The organism is Phytobacter sp. V91 (assembly GCF_965644225.1).
Classification (GTDB): Bacteria; Pseudomonadota; Gammaproteobacteria; order Enterobacterales; family Enterobacteriaceae; genus CBFFRJ01.
This window is the reverse complement of sequence record NZ_CBFFRJ010000124.1, coordinates 1-15,206: the sequence shown is the minus strand read 5'-3', so window position 1 is coordinate 15,206 and position 15,206 is coordinate 1. Positions and strand designations below refer to the sequence as shown.

Sequence of the window (15,206 nt, the reverse complement as noted above, 5' to 3'; positions counted from 1 at the left end):
AAATATCGCGATCGCGACCTGCGGTCGCTACAAAAACAAAACCCCACGAAAAACGTGGGGTTCGTCAGCAATCTGAAAGGGAGCGCAGGCTCCCTTTTAGCTTTTAGCTTTTAGCTTTTAGCTTTTAGCTTTTAGCTTTTAGCTTTTAGCTTTTAGCTTTTAGCTTTTAGCTTTTAGCTTTTAGCTTTTAGCTTTTAGCTTTTAGCTTTTAGCTTTTAGCTTTTAGCTTTTAGCTTTTAGCTTTTAGCTTTTAGCCTTTGTCCCGGGTCATCCGGTCCAGATACCCCATCAAAAACGCCGACAGCACGAAGGTGAGATGGATTATCACATACCACATCAGCTTGCTGTCCGGGACGTTTTGCGCATCCATAAATATCCGCAACAGGTGAATCGAAGAGATAGCAACAATGGATGCGGCCACTTTGCTTTTCAGCGAGTTGGCGTCCATTTTGCCCAGCCAGTTGAGCTTCTCTTTTTCAGGGGATATATCAAGCCGGGAGACAAAGTTCTCATAACCGGAGAACATCACCATCACCAGTAATCCGCCTACCAGCGTCATATCGACCAGCGACAATATTGTCAGAATGAGATCGGCTTCTGCCAGATTGAAGATGTTAGGCAGAACATGAAAAATCTCCTGAAAAAATTTAACTGTCAGAGCAAGCAGTGCGAGAGACAGGCCAAGGTAAACCGGGGCGAGCAACCAGCGCGAGGCATACATTGCGTTTTCAAGAAATCGTTCCATAGTGTCCTTTTCGATAACGTTAACAGCGGCCAGTATACCGCAGCCAGACCATCAAATTACAACACTATACCAACGATAAACCAACGCAATAGCTACACATCAACTGGGGTTATCCACGGGCGCTTGTACTCCGGCCACACCAGCACCACCAGCTCAGGGTAAGCCTCCATGCTGAACTCGCGGAAACACTGGCGCAGATTGAGCACATCCAGATCCGAATGCAGTACTTTTTCGCCATTCAGACAGCGTTTTTTTATATTGTCATAATACTTATACACCGCTGAATTGAGATCGCTACAGCGCCGCTGGGCCTCGAATAATCCAGGAACACTATTTAACTCCGCCATGTTCATTCGTTTAATGGTCGCATGGAGGAAATCGATATATTCATGGTTAACTCGCCAGTACCAGACAGGCGTAATCGCATTCATTAGCATTGAGAAATGGTCTTCCCCTTCCTCTTTTGATAAAGGATTGGTTTGGGCTGGCGGCAATTGAGCATCACTACCTGGCGCTTGTTTATTGTAATCGCGCATCAATAAAAGCACACCGCCGGTCAGCAGCAATAAAGCAACAACAGAATAAAAAATACTGTTCATAGGCAGGCTCCATTTTTTTTTGATTTTAAAAGTGCGCCATGATATTGTCAACGAACCTCACGCCCTGACTTACCCCACCCTGTTGATATTAAAGGATATTAGAAATGCTGCCCGAGAATCTGGTCCCGGCTCGCTTTCACATTTCCGCTGTTGAATCCGTACCTGATGAAGCAGAAAAAGACAGTAATTTAACTCAGGGAAAAAGAACACTCTCTGATTATGCCAGCGACATATTAGCCAATGTTACCCGAACAGGACAATCGCGGAATATGTTACTTGAAGAACGAGACCGTCATATAAAAGACCGATTATATCGTGTCGTTAAAATCGAAAGTTTTGCCAGACTGCTTAATGATTTGCAGGCTGAGGGCGAGATTGACGCCCAGGCATTAAGTAAAATTATTGCTGAGAAGACCTCCGAAATTAATGAAGCGGGAAATGAAATTTGGCTTAATCTCATTACCCGCGAAAAAGATATGCCTTTGTTTTATAAGCTTGGGGATGAGTGACGTGAATGAAGTAAAAGATAACGACGTTTATTTGGTTTACGACAACCATAAAAGCGACGAATTTATCTTAAAGCAAAATATTGAAGCCTTAATTCAAAGCAAGAATGCCACTATCCAGCGTATCGCTCATGAGCTGGTGTCGATTCCTGCTGCGCTGGTGCGCCTGAAATGGCAAAACCGCCGGGAAATCTATGCCATTCAGGTTAAGGAAGAGATCTACGGCGCCACCATCGATGCCATCATCAATGAGCATCCCGAACTATTGGAAAAAATAATGGCCCGGCTGGAAGCCAATTATCAGTATATTCTCGCCAGAGAAACCGCCACGCTGCGAATCAGCCGTAAGCTTGCTGACGAAGAGTACCGCACGTCCGTCGTTACAACCGTCGCGCTGGAAGAAAAAGCAGAGCCCTCCGTCGACAACGTCACGCAATTACAACCCACGCCTCCAGGGGCTAAATCCCCACGCCCTTAAGCCGCATATTTCCTTAAATATCCTGCGGAGATAAACCCTCGCCGTTACGCATTTTAAAATAATTAAAACAATATTTAGCCACACTTAAATTAGGGTATTTTACGCCAGAGGTAATGGCAAAAAGAAAAAGGCTGGCACATGGCCAGCCTCTGTATCGTGCAGAATCGTGCTGATTAAAAATTACTTTGCCGCAGCGACTTCTTCGCCCACAAGGCCAATCTTGAGATAGCCCGCCTGGTGCAGCGTATCCATCACCTTCATCATGGTTTCGTAGTCGACGGTCTTATCAGCGCGGAAGAAGATAGTGGTATCTTTCTTCCCTTCAGTAACCGCATTCAGCTCACTGACCATGGTTTCATCCGTGACCATATCGTTACCGATAAACATTGAGTTATCGGCTTTGACGGACAGATAAACCGGTTTTTCCGGACGGGGCTGCGGCTGACTGGAAGAGGCCGGCAGATTCACTTTCACATCTACGGTGGCAAGCGGCGCCGCCACCATAAAGATAATCAGCAGAACCAACATTACGTCGATAAACGGCGTAACGTTGATTTCATGCATTTCGCCATTATCGTCCAGATCTTCGTTAAGACGCATTGCCATGGGGCATCAACCTACTCGTAATTTCTGGGCAGTATGGACAGGTTTTGCAGACGCGCTGGCAGCCAGGTCCAGATCACGGCTTTGCAGCAACAGAACCTGCGCGGCAACATCACTCAACATCGCTTTATAGCTGCCGATCATACGCGCGAAGATGTTATAGATAACTACCGCCGGGATTGCGGCAATCAAACCAATCGCCGTTGCCAGCAGCGCTTCCGCGATACCTGGAGCAACAACAGCGAGGTTAGTGGTCTGCGTCTGGGCAATACCGATGAAGCTGTTCATGATGCCCCACACCGTACCAAACAGACCCACAAACGGAGAGATGGCGCCGATGGTCGCCAGATAGCCATTACCACGCCCCATATGGCGGCCCGTTGCCGCAACACGACGCTCAAGGCGGAAACCGGTACGCTCTTTAATACCCTCGTTATCTTCACTACCTTCAGATAACTCAAGCTCGTTTTGCGCTTCGTTTATTAACTGAGTGCTCAGGCTTCTTGCGTGGAAGGAAGAGGAGGTTTCGCTGGCCTGATCCAAAGAGCGAACAGTAGAGAGCAGTTTTTGCTCACGCTTAAGGCGGCGTTTTTGTGTAATAAGTTCCACACTCTTACTAAAGAAGATGGCCCATGTAACCACTGATGCCAGAATCAACCCGATCATCACAATCTTAACCACGATGTCGGCGTGTTGATACATACCCCAGACGGAAAGATCCGTCTGCATCAAATTATTACCCACTGTGTATCTCCAGGACGCATATCACAAAATCTTAGGCGCAATAATATCAAATCGTCGTCGAATTGATAGTAGTTCTCATTAGTATTTACATAGTGCATCAATATCCCCTCTTTTTCTTTGCGCTTACGCAGTAAAAATATCCTGATGGATATATTGAGAAAATTTTATGCTTTATATTTCGCCCGACGGTGCATCATTCAGCAATCATGGTAGTCTGGACATCCAGACGTATAAAAACAGGTTAGCGAACATGACGGCAAAAGAAATGGATACCGCTCTGGTGCATGCAGGGCGCAGCAAGAAGTACACTCAGGGATCGGTCAACAGCGTAATTCAACGCGCCTCTTCCCTGGTTTTCGATAGTGTCGAAGCCAAAAAGCACGCCACCCGTAATCGCGCCAAAGGAGAGCTGTTTTATGGCCGTCGCGGCACCCTGACGCATTTCTCTTTGCAGGAGGCCATGTGTGAACTGGAAGGCGGCGCGGGTTGCGCACTGTTTCCTTGCGGTGCCGCCGCCGTCGCTAACACGATTCTGGCGTTTGTTGAACAGGGCGATCATATCCTGGTAACGAACAGCGCTTACGAACCAACCCAGGATTTTTGCAGTAAAATCCTCGCCAAACTGGGGGTAACCACCGGCTGGTTCGATCCGATGATTGGCGCAGATATCGCAAAGCTTATTCAACCCAACACCCGCATCGTGTTCCTCGAATCACCGGGCTCTATCACCATGGAAGTTCACGATGTGCCTGCTATCGTTCAGGCCGTCAGAAGTGTGGCGCCCGACGCCATCATCATGATCGATAACACCTGGGCGGCCGGTATTTTGTTTAAAGCGCTGGATTTCGGTATTGATATCTCGATTCAGGCAGCCACTAAATATCTGATTGGTCACTCTGATGGCATGATCGGTACCGCCGTCTCCAACGACCGCTGTTGGCCGCAACTGCGTGAGAATGCCTATCTGATGGGGCAAATGGTTGATGCCGATACCGCTTATATGACCAGTCGCGGTCTGCGCACACTCGGCGTACGTCTGCGCCAGCATCATGAAAGCAGTGTGAAAGTGGCCGAGTGGCTGGCAACACATCCACAGGTAACGCGCGTTAACCACCCGGCGCTGCCTGGCAGCAAAGGCCATGAATTCTGGAAACGCGACTTTAGCGGCAGCAGCGGTCTCTTCTCTTTTATCCTCAACAAACGCCTGAACGATCAGGAGATGGCTGCTTATCTCGATAACTTCTCTCTGTTTGCGATGGCCTACTCCTGGGGCGGCTTTGAGTCACTGATTCTGGCAAATCAGCCGGAACAGATCGCTGCTATCCGTCCTGAAGGGGAAGCCGACTTCAGCGGCACACTGATCCGCCTGCATATTGGCCTGGAGAATGTGGATGATTTAATTGCGGATTTAGAAGCAGGCTTCCAGCGTATCGTGTAGATTAACGAGGCTGGTTAAAAATTCTGATTATGCCAGCAGATTGCTCTGTATTAATTGCGCCCGGGATCAAGGTGTTTCGGGCAATAAACGCGTACAATAGCTTCTTCTATGCGGTACCACAGGAAAGTCCATGGCTGTATTTCAAGACATTATCGCGGCGCTCTGGCAACACGACTTTGCCGCGCTGGCGAATCCACATGTTGTTGGCGTCGTTTACTTCGTGATGTTTGCCACACTCTTTTTGGAAAATGGATTGCTTCCTGCCTCCTTCTTGCCGGGTGACAGCCTGCTTTTGCTGGCGGGCGCATTAATTGCCCGTGGCTGTATGGATTACATTTCAACGGTGCTTATACTCACCTCCGCAGCAAGCCTGGGGTGCTGGTTAAGCTATCTGCAAGGCCGCTGGCTGGGCAACACGCGTGTGGTGAAAAGCTGGCTGGCGCAACTGCCTGACAAGTATCACCAGCGCGCAACCTGTATGTTCGACAGACACGGTTTACTGGCGTTGCTGGCTGGCCGTTTCCTGGCGTTTATCCGCACCCTTCTGCCGACCATGGCGGGCATCTCCGGGTTATCCAACCAACGTTTCCAGCTTTTCAACTGGCTGAGCGCGCTGCTCTGGGTGGGGATTATTACCACGCTGGGTTATGCCATCAGCATGATCCCGTTTGTGAAACGCCATGAAGACCAGGTGATGACTTTCCTGATGATCCTGCCGGTATTCCTGCTGGTCGCAGGCCTGGTGGGAACCCTGGTGGTGGTGGTGAAGAAAAAATACTGTAGCGCCTGATCCTTAAGCGTCTCGGCAAGGGAAGCGCCCTGCTTCCCTGTTAAATCTGCTGTTCCCTTAGCCCGTCTTCACCAAACGCCCACTGTGTGTCTGCCAGCGCCTCAACCTCCAGTGGTTCATGGGTCACCAGCAAAATAGTCACATCGTGTTGACGCAGGTTTTTCACCACCGTCCACAGATGGCGACGAATGTCCCAGTCGAGGCTGGAAAACGGCTCATCAAGCAGTAATAAGCGGGGATGTGAAACCATTGCTCTGGCCAGCGCCGCCCGCTGCTGCTCGCCGCCGGAAATCTGCCGGGGATAGCAGTGCGCCAGGTGCGCGATGCCCATCTCTTCCAGCATCGCCATTTGCGCTGACTTCGACCCCGGCAATCCGGCCGCGTATTGCGCCAGCCCGAGATTGCCCGCGACCGTCAAATAAGGAAACAGATATAAACGTTGGTTGAGATAGCGGCACGGGCGTCGCCAGGGCGGTAGGCCATTGATACTTTTCCCGGCGAAACGGATCGTCCCGGTATAAGGCACCGTGCCGGCAATCGCATTAAGCAGCGTGGTTTTTCCACTCCCGGACGGCCCGGTGATGGCGGTGCAACTGCCCTCAGACACATAACACCCGAGGTCACGAAACGCCCGCGTACCCAATCCCTCAACGCTCAACATGACGTTCTTCCTTATACGCATGCTGCACCCGATGCAGAACAATAAGCAGTAATGCCGCCAGCAGAATCAGCATTAACGCGCAGCCAATGGCGAGAGAAAAATCACCACTGGCGATATTCAGCCAGACCGCCATCGGCAACGTTTCTGTTTTCAGGCGAACAGCGCCCGCCAGCATCAGGGTTGCGCCAAACTCCCCCAACGCTCTGGCCAGCGCCAGCACGCCGCCCCCAAGGAGTGAGTGCCAGCAGAGAGGAATTTCCACCAGCAGCAGAGTGCGCAACGGCGTCAGTCCCATATTCCAGGCGGTGCTGATAAACGCCGGATCGATGGAGGAAAATGCCGCGCTGGCTGAACGTAATACGATGGCGCTGGCAACGTAGGTCTGCGCGATAACGACGCCAACCGGGGAAAACAAAAGTGCAGGCAATTCGGGTATAAGCGGCGCAACAGGCCCACGCTGACCCAGTAAAAGCAATAACCCGATACCGACAATCAGCGGCGGCGTGACCAGTGGAATATCCAGCAGCATGTCGATGACGCCCTTACCTCTGAACGTCATCCGGGCCATAGCCCAGCCTGCAGGTATGCCAATCAGCAATGACAGCAGCAGTGAAAGCGACGCGGTCGCCAGCGACAGCAGAATGGCGAAATGCAGCTCGGGTTGCCTGAGCACCAGAATCAGCGTGGGCAGATCCAGCTCGAATACCAGCGACAGCAAAGAGCCCATAACCAGTATCAGCAGTAGCCCAAGCGGCAGCAGCGCCAGTTTCGCCATACTTCTGACCATGGCCTGCTATTTATCAATTGGCAGATAGCCCATATCCGTAAACACCTTAATCCCCGCAGCCGAGCTAAACCAGGCTGCGAGCTGGCGTGCTTCATCCGGATGTTTACTGGTATTCAGGAGCGCCAGAGTGGCTATTTCATCCGGTGTGCCTTCCGGCGTCGGCAGGAGAACCAGTGTCTCTTTATTTTTCACCGCATCCGTACGCCCAATCACCGCCGCATCAACATCGCCATTGAGTAAATACATCACCAGTTGCTTAATGGTCGCGGCCCGGACGACCACTTTTTCCCGCAATGGCTCGCCATAGCCAGAGAGCGTTAATAGCTTCTCACCGCTTTTGCCCAGGGCAATGGCCTGCGGATCGCCCATCCCGAGTTTGAGATGGCTTTTCGCCAGATCCGCATAGGAGGTAATGCCCGCAGCTTTATCTTTGCGAATAGCCATCACCGGCGTGTGGTGCACCAGTGGAAATGCGGCGACCACTTTGCCCTTGGCGGCAATCTTTTCCACATAATCCGCAGAGCCAGGCAGAAAAAGATCGCCCTGGCCGGTGAGCTGAAAGCGGGCGAGGATCTGCCCGGAACCGCCGTATTCCACCGTAACGTGGTGACCGGTCTCTTTCTCAAAACGGGCCACTATTTCATCGACGGGCATGCGTAACCCGGCCCCGGCATAAAGATGAAGATCGGCCGCCGTGGCGAAAAAGCTCCAGCACAGCAGCAGGCCGGAAAGTAAACATTTTACTGACTTCATGAAACCGTCCTCATAAACAGGTGGCAGGTTAAACCGCCGTCAGGGTGACGCTGATATCCGCCGGACTGGCGTAATAAGGCGAAGAGGTAATGAAAAGTTTGATGCCGCAGGAGAGAAAGTCAGGCAGTGTCCCTAGAGTGATCCCCCCGGCTACCGCCAGCGTGCAGGACGACCCACGGGCCAGTTCGGCAACATCGCGGGCCTGCTCAGGGGTAAATTTATCCAGTTGCAGCACATCCGGCCCGGCCAGCAAAGCATCACGCGCCTCGTCGGGCGTATCCGCCTCAACCACGATTTTCTTTTCCGGACAGGCCATTCGCAGCCGCTGGATCATCCCCTGCCAGTCTTCGCAGGGCTGCCAGAAGCGGCGGTGATTGGCAAACAGCAGCACCGTTTCCGCACAGCCTGCGCGATGGATAATTCCCCCCGCGGCAAGTACCGCCTGCATCGCCAGCAACCGGGTGCCAGGGATGGCTTTACGCGTACAGGCAATCTGCCCGTCGGGTACATGCTGGCGCAGCAGAGTCAGCATCCGGGCAAGATAGCCGGACACGCCACAGCTCCACTCCAGCACGTTTTGTACCGCCTTCCAGCCCTGATGCAATGCTTCTGCGCTGCCGCGAGCCTGCAAGAGTGGTTGACCGGGCTGCAGGGTATCGCCATCGCGGACATCACTCCAGGCGTCAAGTCCAAGGGTGCGCAGCATATGCAGCGCTGGCACTATCCCGCTGACGCATCCTCCCTGGCGATGAGCGAAGGTCATCAGGCCTGCGGCGTCGCCAATACCTAACGCCCGGGTGGTGAGATCGCCCCCCTGGATATCTTCCAGCAACCACTGGTCTATCTGGTGTTGAGGAATAAAGATCATCCGCTTTCTTCGATAGCGACAAGTCGTTATATATATCAATACATAACGATTTGCCGATTGTCTGAAATCAAGAGAAAGGGCAATAACCCAGCCGTTGGGATCCGCTGCGGTCTGTCAGACGCCCTGCATCATGCGGATCCTTGCCGCATCTTCTCCCGGCGTCACGCCGAAGTAGCGCTTAAACTCACGACTAAACTGGGAGGGGCTCTCATAACCGACGCGTATCGCTGCGGCACTGGCTTTCATACCATCATGGATCATCAGCATTCGGGCTTTGTGCAGGCGGAAGGATTTCAGGTACTGCAACGGCGAGGTGCTGGTGACGGATTTGAAATTGTGATGAAACGCCGAAATGCTCATATTGGCTTCCGCTGCCAGCTGGTCAACGCTCAGATTTTCCGTGTACTGACTTTCAATGCGTTTGAGCACCCGGCTGATAAGGCTAAAGTGGGTCTGACGGCTCACCAGCGCCAGCAACGCGCCGCCGCCTGGCCCGAGCAGGACATGGTAGAGAATTTCGCGAATAATCTGTTTACCGAGAATACGGGCATCCAGCGGCCTGTCCATCACGTCCAGCAGGCGCTCAATGGCGCAGAGAATATCATCAGACAGCGTGGCTGAGTTAATCCCGCTTGAGGCCATCGAGGGCTGGAAGAGTTCATCTTCGCCGATATCCATCAGCAGTTCCTGAAGTTCAAGAATATCCACATTCAGGCGAATACCTGCCAGCGGAACGGCTTCTGTCGCGAAGGTTTCACATTCAAAGGGTAAAGGTACCGTCAGGAGCAAATACTCATTGGTGTCATAGCGGAATACACGCTCATTGATATAGCCAATTTTATGACCTGAAAAGAGAAAAACGATCCCCGGCTGGTACATCACTGGCGTTCGTGCAGCGGGTTGAGTGCCGTACCATAGAGAGACATTGCGAAGTAACTCACCAGATTTATTTTCTTTATTTTTCAGAAATTTAATTGTATCAGTCAGTTGAAGACAAATCTCTTCACGGTTCATTTTTTCTCGCTCCGGATACTTTTTACGACGATATCAGTGTGCGCAGTTTTATTTACTTTCTCCAGTGCTAAGTAGAAATGGGCAAGACATCGGCAGGAATGTGCATTGAGAGGCGAGCAAATGCTGTCCACAATGGTCACCATCAGGCCGTTATCTGCGCCTCCCCGTTTTTTACCCACATTAAGGGAACGAGCAATGAACAATTTCAATCTTCATACCCCCACCCGCATTCTGTTTGGCCAGGGCGCAATTGCCAGCCTGCGTGAACAGATTCCTTCTGGCGCACGCGTACTTATCACCTATGGCGGCGGCAGCGTGAAGAAAAATGGTGTGCTGGATCAGGTTTACAGCGCGCTGGAAGGTCTGGATGTTCGTGAGTTCAGCGGTATTGAGCCGAACCCGTCTTATGAAACGCTGATGAAAGCAGTAAAAATCGCCAAAGATGAGAACATTACCTTCCTGCTGGCCGTTGGCGGCGGTTCGGTGCTCGATGGCACCAAGTTTATCGCGGCGGCAGCGCATTATGCCGACGGCGTGGATCCCTGGGAAATTCTGCAAACCTACGGCAGCAACATCACCAGCGCCATTGCGATGGGATCCGTGCTGACGTTGCCGGCAACAGGTTCTGAATCCAACAGCGGCGCTGTTATCTCGCGTAAAACCACCGGCGACAAACAGGCATTTATGAATGAACACGTTCAGCCGGTCTTCGCCGTTCTCGATCCGGTTTACACCTACACCCTGCCGCCGCGCCAGGTTGCTAACGGCGTGGTTGATGCCTTTGTGCATACCGTTGAGCAGTACGTCACTTACCCGGTGAATGGCAAAATTCAGGATCGTTTCGCCGAAGGCATTCTGCTGACGCTGATTGAAGAAGGCTCGAAAGCGTTGCAGGAACCGGAAAACTACGATGTGCGCGCCAACGTCATGTGGGCGGCAACCCAGGCGCTGAACGGTTTAATTGGCGCAGGCGTGCCGCAGGACTGGGCAACCCATATGCTGGGTCATGAACTGACGGCGATGCACGGTCTGGATCACGCCCAGACGCTGGCAGTCGTTCTGCCGGCATTGTGGAACGAAAAACGTGATACCAAACGTGGCAAGCTGCTGCAGTATGCCGAACGTGTATGGAACATCACCGAAGGCTCCGAAGATGCGCGTATTGATGCCGCTATCGAAGCCACCCGTCACTTCTTCGAGCAAATGGGCGTACCGACTCGCCTCTCCGGCTACGGCCTGGATGGCAGTTCTATCCCGGCTCTGCTGGCAAAACTGGAAGAGCACGGCATGACAAAACTTGGCGAACATCAGGATATTACCCTGGATGTCAGCCGTCGCATTTACGAAGCGGCCCGCTAAGCTTTTTACACCCTCGCCTTTCGTTTTTGGACTTTTCGTCCAGACTTAATGCACACAACCTTACCGGGACTCGTCCCGGTAAGTTCATAGAGGAGGCATGCATGACACATCCAACCGTGATTAAACTTGCTGATGGCAATCTGATGCCGCAGCTGGGTCTCGGCGTGTGGAAAGCGGGTAATGAGGAAGTGGTTTCCGCCATTCACAAAGCGCTGGAAGTGGGTTATCGCTCCATCGATACCGCGACCGCGTATAAAAATGAAGACGGTGTGGGCGAGGCGCTAAAAAGCGCGGGTGTCCCGCGTGATGAGCTGTTTATCACCACTAAACTGTGGAATGACGACCAGCAGCGTCCCCATGAAGCATTAAAGAGAAGCCTTGAGAAACTCCAGCTTGATTATGTGGATCTCTGGTTGATGCACTGGCCGGTTCCCGCCATCGATCACTTTGTCGAAGCTTGGCAGGGGATGATCGAACTGCAACAGCAGGGGCTGGTGAAAAGTATCGGCGTCTGTAATTTCCAGATCCATCATCTGCAGAAACTGATTGATGAAACCAACGTCACCCCGGTTATCAACCAGATTGAACTGCACCCGCTGCTGCAACAGCGCCAGCTGCACGCCTGGAATGCAACGCATAAAATCCAGACCGAGTCCTGGAGCCCGCTGGCTCAGGGCGGCGAAGGGGTATTTGAGCAGAAAATTATTCGCGAGCTGGCGGATAAGTACGGTAAAACCGCAGCGCAGATCGTCATTCGCTGGCATCTCGACAGCGGTCTTGTGGTGATCCCCAAATCCGTCACCCCGTCGCGCATCGCCGAAAACTTTGACGTCTGGGATTTCCGTCTCGACAAAGACGAACTGGGCGAAATCGCCAAACTGGATCAGAGTAAACGTCTTGGCCCCGATCCGGATCAGTTCGGCGGCTGACCCGCTGCGAATTTCTCCCCCGCCCGGCTGCTATGCCGGGCTTTTTTTTCTGTCCGCAGAAATATCAGGAAACAACTTACCCCTATACTTATTGTGTATTTGTTCACATTTGTAGCGCAGCATAATTTATCTGCAACCACATAATCACGCATATTGATTATTGCGGTCACCATATTTATCAACACAATACAGCGCTATTATCAGGGATAACTTTATGGCTGAAAAAACCACGTCGGGAGTCCGATGGCTTCCACTAATGATTATCGTTGCTATCGCAACCGGCCTCTGGCAGGTTGCTCCGCCGGAAGGGCTTAGCGCCGCCGCATGGCATTCAGCCATTGTCTTCGTTGCGACCATTGCCTCGATCGTCGCGAAAGTTCTGCCCATTGGCGCAGTGGGTCTTATAGGCATCACCGTGTTCGCCCTCACCTACGCCGCCGGAGATAAAAACGCTAACGGCGCTATCCTTACCGCGCTGAGCGAACTCAACAGCTCACTTATCTGGCTTATCGTTGTCGCCTTTATGATTGCCCGGGGCTTTATCAAAACCGGGCTTGGCCGCCGCATTGCCCTCCAGATGATTCGCCTGCTCGGTAAACGCACGCTGGGGCTGGCATACGGTCTGGCATTCGCCGATCTGATCCTCGCCCCGGCAATGCCAAGCAATACCGCGCGCTGCGGTGGGGTCATCTATCCGATTGCGGACTCGCTGGCGCGTAGCTTTGACTCACGTCCGGATGATGAGTCACGCAGCAAAATCGGGACGTTTTTAATAACCTGTATCGGCAACGTCAACGATGTGACCGCCGCGCTGTTTATGACCGGCTATACCGGCAACCTGCTGGCGGTGAAGCTGGCGGCAAACGCTGGCGTCACGCTGACCTGGGGCGGCTGGTTTATCGCCGCGCTGGCCCCCGGTCTGGTCTCCTTGCTCGTCGTGCCGGTGCTGGTCTACTGGATTACACGCCCCGAAATCAAACACACCCCGGATGCACCGGTGCTGGCGCAGCGCGAGCTGGCCCTAATGGGTAAAATGAACCGTGGCGAATGGCTGATGCTCGGCACCGTCCTGATCCTGTTAGTACTGTGGATTTTTGGCGATATGCTGGGGGTGGATCCGACAACGGCATCCTTCGTCGGCCTGTCGGTGCTGCTACTTTCAGGGGTATTAAGCTGGGAAGATGTGAAAAGCGAGAAAGGGGCATGGGATACGCTGATCTGGTTTGCTGCCCTGCTGATGATGGCTAACCAGCTGAAAAAACTCGGCTTCACAACCTGGTTCGGTGAAGTGATAGGCGAAAGTATCGGCAATGCGATGGGCGGTACCAGCTGGGTGATCGTGCTGCTGCTGCTCAACGCCGCTTACTTCTATACCCACTACTTTTTTGCCAGCGGTAATGCGCAAATCGCCGCGCTGTATGCCGTCTTCCTCGGCGTTGGCATCCACCTGAATATCCCCGCCGCACCGATGGCGCTGATGCTGGCGTTTACCAGCAGCCTCTACTGCTCGCTGACGCAGTATACCCACGCGCGCGGCCCTATTCTTTTTGGCGCCGGTTACGTACCGACCGGCACCTGGTGGCGAACCGGGTTCTTAATCAGCCTGTTCAATCAGGCCGTATTTATGACCATCGGTCTTGCATGGTGGAAAATACTGGGGCTGTACTGATAGCGCCTTTACGCCCGGCGCGCATTGCCGGGCAACGTTTGTCAGTTCAGTCAGCCGGGCGGGATCAGTGCATTTTTTTAAAGGGTCGCTGCTGGCAGATATCCGGTGTTATCCCCCCCTTCTGCGTCAGCAATTGCGACGAGGGTAACCGGCACACCACGCCCATCTCTGATGGCCCTGAGCCGTAGGGGCCGCTCAGACCGCTGGAGAGTAAAATATCGTAGTGTTGACCTTGTGCATCAATAAGCAGTTGTGAACGATTTAATTTATCAATGGGGCCAATGGGTAAAAAGAACGACCATTCATGGTCGCCCGGAAAAGCAAAAAAGCCATTGCTGTCGGTGATTGTGCTGGCGTCCGGGGCATTACTTTTCAGCGTGATATCAGCCCCCGTCACCGCGTTGCCGGCGCTGTCCAGCAATTGACCTTCCACTCTCGGTTGAGACTGAGTGTAAGCCACACAGCCGCTTTGCAGTAATACCAGCAGTATGATGCCAGGCCAGAATCGTTTCATCATCTCTCACTCCCTGAATACTGATAAACATCTCTTCGCATGCAGAGGCTTACGCCCGCCCAAAGGCAATGCTACTCTGAACACCGTACCCCAGAAAAAGAAGCCTCTATGCAAAAATATTTGATAATGCTTATTGTGTGCAGTTTTTCAGCATTGGGGCAGTCCCCGCAGCATAGCGTGGAACAGCTCTACCAGCATTACGCAAGTAATGCGCCTGGGGTGGTTTTCGACGCCACCGGCGACGAGCAGGTCATTTCCTCTCGCCTGATGCAGGTCGTCGCAGAAGATCAAAAGCTGACCGCAGAAGGCGATGTCGGCTATCTGAACTATGACCCGGTCTGCAACTGCCAGGATTATGACAATCTGGTACTGGAGCGCGTGGACATTGTACCCCATGACGACCAGCACGTTGATGCCATTGTCCGCTTTCGCCCGTTCAGCGACGGTCCGGAAACGGTGACGCAAACCCTGTCACTGGTGGATGAAAATGGCCGCTGGCTGATTGACGATATCGTCAACGAAACGAGCAGCCTGTATGAGGGGATAAAAGCCTATAACCGCGAGCGGGAAGCAGAAGCACAGAGTGATAAAGCAGCGGAGAACAGCGCCGCCAGCTCCCCCTCACCCCAGCCCTCTCCCTAAGGGAGAGGGAGAAAAGCAAGCCCCTTCACCGACCCTGTACACGATTCTGTGTAAATGCCTTTTCTCAGAAGTGACCGTCCAGGCGGTCACCGAACTCGATAATAAAA

General features: G+C 52.7%; 18 protein-coding genes. 8 read left to right on the top strand and 10 right to left on the bottom strand.

The features are described from left to right. Positions 1-250: 250 nt before the first annotated feature. Both ACSZO4_RS20435 and ACSZO4_RS20430 read right to left on the bottom strand, forming a co-directional pair. Positions 251-745 (bottom strand): TIGR00645 family protein, encoded by a 495-nt coding sequence (locus ACSZO4_RS20435; RefSeq protein ID WP_437890916.1) that lies wholly within the window; start codon positions 743-745, stop codon positions 251-253. Positions 746-837: 92 nt separating this feature from the next. After that, positions 838-1,344 (bottom strand): ESA_00282 family adhesion-associated protein, encoded by a 507-nt coding sequence (locus ACSZO4_RS20430; RefSeq protein ID WP_437890915.1) that lies wholly within the window; start codon positions 1,342-1,344, stop codon positions 838-840. Between the two features lie 104 nt (positions 1,345-1,448). Here ACSZO4_RS20430 and ACSZO4_RS20425 point away from each other — a divergent pair, with 104 nt between their 5' ends. Together ACSZO4_RS20425 and ACSZO4_RS20420 are read left to right on the top strand one after the other, a co-directional pair. Continuing rightward, the gene (locus tag ACSZO4_RS20425) at positions 1,449-1,853 is read left to right on the top strand and encodes a hypothetical protein (protein WP_437890914.1); all 405 of its coding nucleotides are present in this window, start codon (positions 1,449-1,451) and stop codon (positions 1,851-1,853) included. Between the two features lies 1 nt (position 1,854). Further along, on the top strand, positions 1,855-2,328 hold the full coding sequence (locus ACSZO4_RS20420; RefSeq protein WP_437890913.1) for a cytoplasmic protein: 474 nt from the start codon (positions 1,855-1,857) through the stop codon (positions 2,326-2,328). A 180-nt stretch (positions 2,329-2,508) separates the two neighbouring features. Here the strand turns inward: ACSZO4_RS20420 and exbD are convergent, their stop codons facing one another. Both exbD and exbB read right to left on the bottom strand, forming a co-directional pair. Then, positions 2,509-2,934, bottom strand: coding sequence for a TonB system transport protein ExbD (gene exbD / locus ACSZO4_RS20415; protein ID WP_437890912.1), 426 nt, complete (start codon positions 2,932-2,934; stop codon positions 2,509-2,511). A gap of 6 nt (positions 2,935-2,940) precedes the next feature. Beyond that, positions 2,941-3,675: a tol-pal system-associated acyl-CoA thioesterase gene (gene exbB, locus ACSZO4_RS20410; RefSeq protein WP_437890911.1), complete on the bottom strand. Its 735-nt coding sequence runs from the start codon at positions 3,673-3,675 to the stop codon at positions 2,941-2,943. Between the two features lie 250 nt (positions 3,676-3,925). Between exbB and metC the strand changes: the two genes are divergently transcribed. After that, a complete protein-coding gene (gene metC / locus ACSZO4_RS20405) occupies positions 3,926-5,113 on the top strand; it encodes a cystathionine beta-lyase (RefSeq protein ID WP_437890910.1) in 1,188 nt (395 codons plus the stop codon). A gap of 130 nt (positions 5,114-5,243) precedes the next feature. Further along, entirely contained in the window at positions 5,244-5,903 is a 660-nt protein-coding gene (locus tag ACSZO4_RS20400; protein WP_437890909.1) for a DedA family protein, read from the top strand. Between the two features lie 40 nt (positions 5,904-5,943). Here the strand turns inward: ACSZO4_RS20400 and ACSZO4_RS20395 are convergent, their stop codons facing one another. From ACSZO4_RS20395 to ACSZO4_RS20375, 5 genes are all read right to left on the bottom strand, one after another. Further along, on the bottom strand, positions 5,944-6,564 hold the full coding sequence (locus tag ACSZO4_RS20395; protein WP_437890908.1) for an ABC transporter ATP-binding protein: 621 nt from the start codon (positions 6,562-6,564) through the stop codon (positions 5,944-5,946). Further along, on the bottom strand, positions 6,551-7,339 hold the full coding sequence (locus tag ACSZO4_RS20390; RefSeq protein ID WP_437890907.1) for an ABC transporter permease: 789 nt from the start codon (positions 7,337-7,339) through the stop codon (positions 6,551-6,553). The genes ACSZO4_RS20395 and ACSZO4_RS20390 overlap by 14 nt, the downstream gene beginning before the upstream one ends. An 18-nt stretch (positions 7,340-7,357) precedes the next feature. Next, the gene (gene modA, locus ACSZO4_RS20385) at positions 7,358-8,104 is read right to left on the bottom strand and encodes a molybdate ABC transporter substrate-binding protein (RefSeq protein WP_437890906.1); all 747 of its coding nucleotides are present in this window, start codon (positions 8,102-8,104) and stop codon (positions 7,358-7,360) included. A 28-nt stretch (positions 8,105-8,132) separates the two neighbouring features. After that, positions 8,133-8,972: a ModD protein gene (gene modD, locus ACSZO4_RS20380; protein ID WP_437890905.1), complete on the bottom strand. Its 840-nt coding sequence runs from the start codon at positions 8,970-8,972 to the stop codon at positions 8,133-8,135. A gap of 114 nt (positions 8,973-9,086) precedes the next feature. Beyond that, the gene (locus ACSZO4_RS20375; RefSeq protein ID WP_437890904.1) at positions 9,087-9,986 is read right to left on the bottom strand and encodes an AraC family transcriptional regulator; all 900 of its coding nucleotides are present in this window, start codon (positions 9,984-9,986) and stop codon (positions 9,087-9,089) included. A 195-nt stretch (positions 9,987-10,181) separates the two neighbouring features. Between ACSZO4_RS20375 and yqhD the strand changes: the two genes are divergently transcribed. The 3 genes from yqhD to ACSZO4_RS20360 all read left to right on the top strand — a co-directional run bounded on the left by yqhD (position 10,182) and on the right by ACSZO4_RS20360 (position 13,943). Then, complete coding sequence (gene yqhD / locus ACSZO4_RS20370; RefSeq protein WP_437890903.1) at positions 10,182-11,345, top strand: alcohol dehydrogenase; 1,164 nt, start codon at positions 10,182-10,184, stop codon at positions 11,343-11,345. A gap of 101 nt (positions 11,346-11,446) precedes the next feature. Next, positions 11,447-12,274 carry a 2,5-didehydrogluconate reductase DkgA gene (gene dkgA / locus ACSZO4_RS20365; protein ID WP_437890902.1) on the top strand — a complete coding sequence of 276 codons (828 nt, stop codon included), beginning with the start codon at positions 11,447-11,449 and terminating at the stop codon, positions 12,272-12,274. 214 nt (positions 12,275-12,488) lie between these two features. Then, entirely contained in the window at positions 12,489-13,943 is a 1,455-nt protein-coding gene (locus ACSZO4_RS20360; RefSeq protein WP_437890901.1) for a DASS family sodium-coupled anion symporter, read from the top strand. Positions 13,944-14,007: 64 nt separating this feature from the next. Here ACSZO4_RS20360 and ACSZO4_RS20355 read toward each other — a convergent pair whose 3' ends face one another. Beyond that, positions 14,008-14,460 (bottom strand): carboxypeptidase-like regulatory domain-containing protein, encoded by a 453-nt coding sequence (locus ACSZO4_RS20355; protein WP_437890900.1) that lies wholly within the window; start codon positions 14,458-14,460, stop codon positions 14,008-14,010. 105 nt (positions 14,461-14,565) lie between these two features. On the opposite strand from ACSZO4_RS20355, the gene ACSZO4_RS20350 reads away from it, so the two are divergent. Further along, the gene (locus ACSZO4_RS20350; protein WP_437890899.1) at positions 14,566-15,099 is read left to right on the top strand and encodes a DUF3828 domain-containing protein; all 534 of its coding nucleotides are present in this window, start codon (positions 14,566-14,568) and stop codon (positions 15,097-15,099) included. Positions 15,100-15,206 lie beyond the last annotated feature (107 nt).

What these genes read in the sequence shown, in the direction of transcription:
- ACSZO4_RS20435 (WP_437890916.1), bottom strand. Translation starts at nt 745, where the DNA reads ATGGAACGATTTCTTGAAAACGCAATGTATGCCTCGCGCTGGTTGCTC.
- ACSZO4_RS20430 (WP_437890915.1), bottom strand. Translation starts at nt 1,344, where the DNA reads ATGAACAGTATTTTTTATTCTGTTGTTGCTTTATTGCTGCTGACCGGC.
- ACSZO4_RS20425 (WP_437890914.1), top strand. Translation starts at nt 1,449, where the DNA reads ATGCTGCCCGAGAATCTGGTCCCGGCTCGCTTTCACATTTCCGCTGTT.
- exbD (WP_437890912.1), bottom strand. Translation starts at nt 2,934, where the DNA reads ATGGCAATGCGTCTTAACGAAGATCTGGACGATAATGGCGAAATGCAT.
- metC (WP_437890910.1), top strand. Translation starts at nt 3,926, where the DNA reads ATGACGGCAAAAGAAATGGATACCGCTCTGGTGCATGCAGGGCGCAGC.
- ACSZO4_RS20400 (WP_437890909.1), top strand. Translation starts at nt 5,244, where the DNA reads ATGGCTGTATTTCAAGACATTATCGCGGCGCTCTGGCAACACGACTTT.
- ACSZO4_RS20395 (WP_437890908.1), bottom strand. Translation starts at nt 6,564, where the DNA reads ATGTTGAGCGTTGAGGGATTGGGTACGCGGGCGTTTCGTGACCTCGGG.
- ACSZO4_RS20390 (WP_437890907.1), bottom strand. Translation starts at nt 7,339, where the DNA reads ATGGCGAAACTGGCGCTGCTGCCGCTTGGGCTACTGCTGATACTGGTT.
- modA (WP_437890906.1), bottom strand. Translation starts at nt 8,104, where the DNA reads ATGAAGTCAGTAAAATGTTTACTTTCCGGCCTGCTGCTGTGCTGGAGC.
- modD (WP_437890905.1), bottom strand. Translation starts at nt 8,972, where the DNA reads ATGATCTTTATTCCTCAACACCAGATAGACCAGTGGTTGCTGGAAGAT.
- ACSZO4_RS20375 (WP_437890904.1), bottom strand. Translation starts at nt 9,986, where the DNA reads ATGAACCGTGAAGAGATTTGTCTTCAACTGACTGATACAATTAAATTT.
- yqhD (WP_437890903.1), top strand. Translation starts at nt 10,182, where the DNA reads ATGAACAATTTCAATCTTCATACCCCCACCCGCATTCTGTTTGGCCAG.
- dkgA (WP_437890902.1), top strand. Translation starts at nt 11,447, where the DNA reads ATGACACATCCAACCGTGATTAAACTTGCTGATGGCAATCTGATGCCG.
- ACSZO4_RS20360 (WP_437890901.1), top strand. Translation starts at nt 12,489, where the DNA reads ATGGCTGAAAAAACCACGTCGGGAGTCCGATGGCTTCCACTAATGATT.
- ACSZO4_RS20355 (WP_437890900.1), bottom strand. Translation starts at nt 14,460, where the DNA reads ATGATGAAACGATTCTGGCCTGGCATCATACTGCTGGTATTACTGCAA.
- ACSZO4_RS20350 (WP_437890899.1), top strand. Translation starts at nt 14,566, where the DNA reads ATGCAAAAATATTTGATAATGCTTATTGTGTGCAGTTTTTCAGCATTG.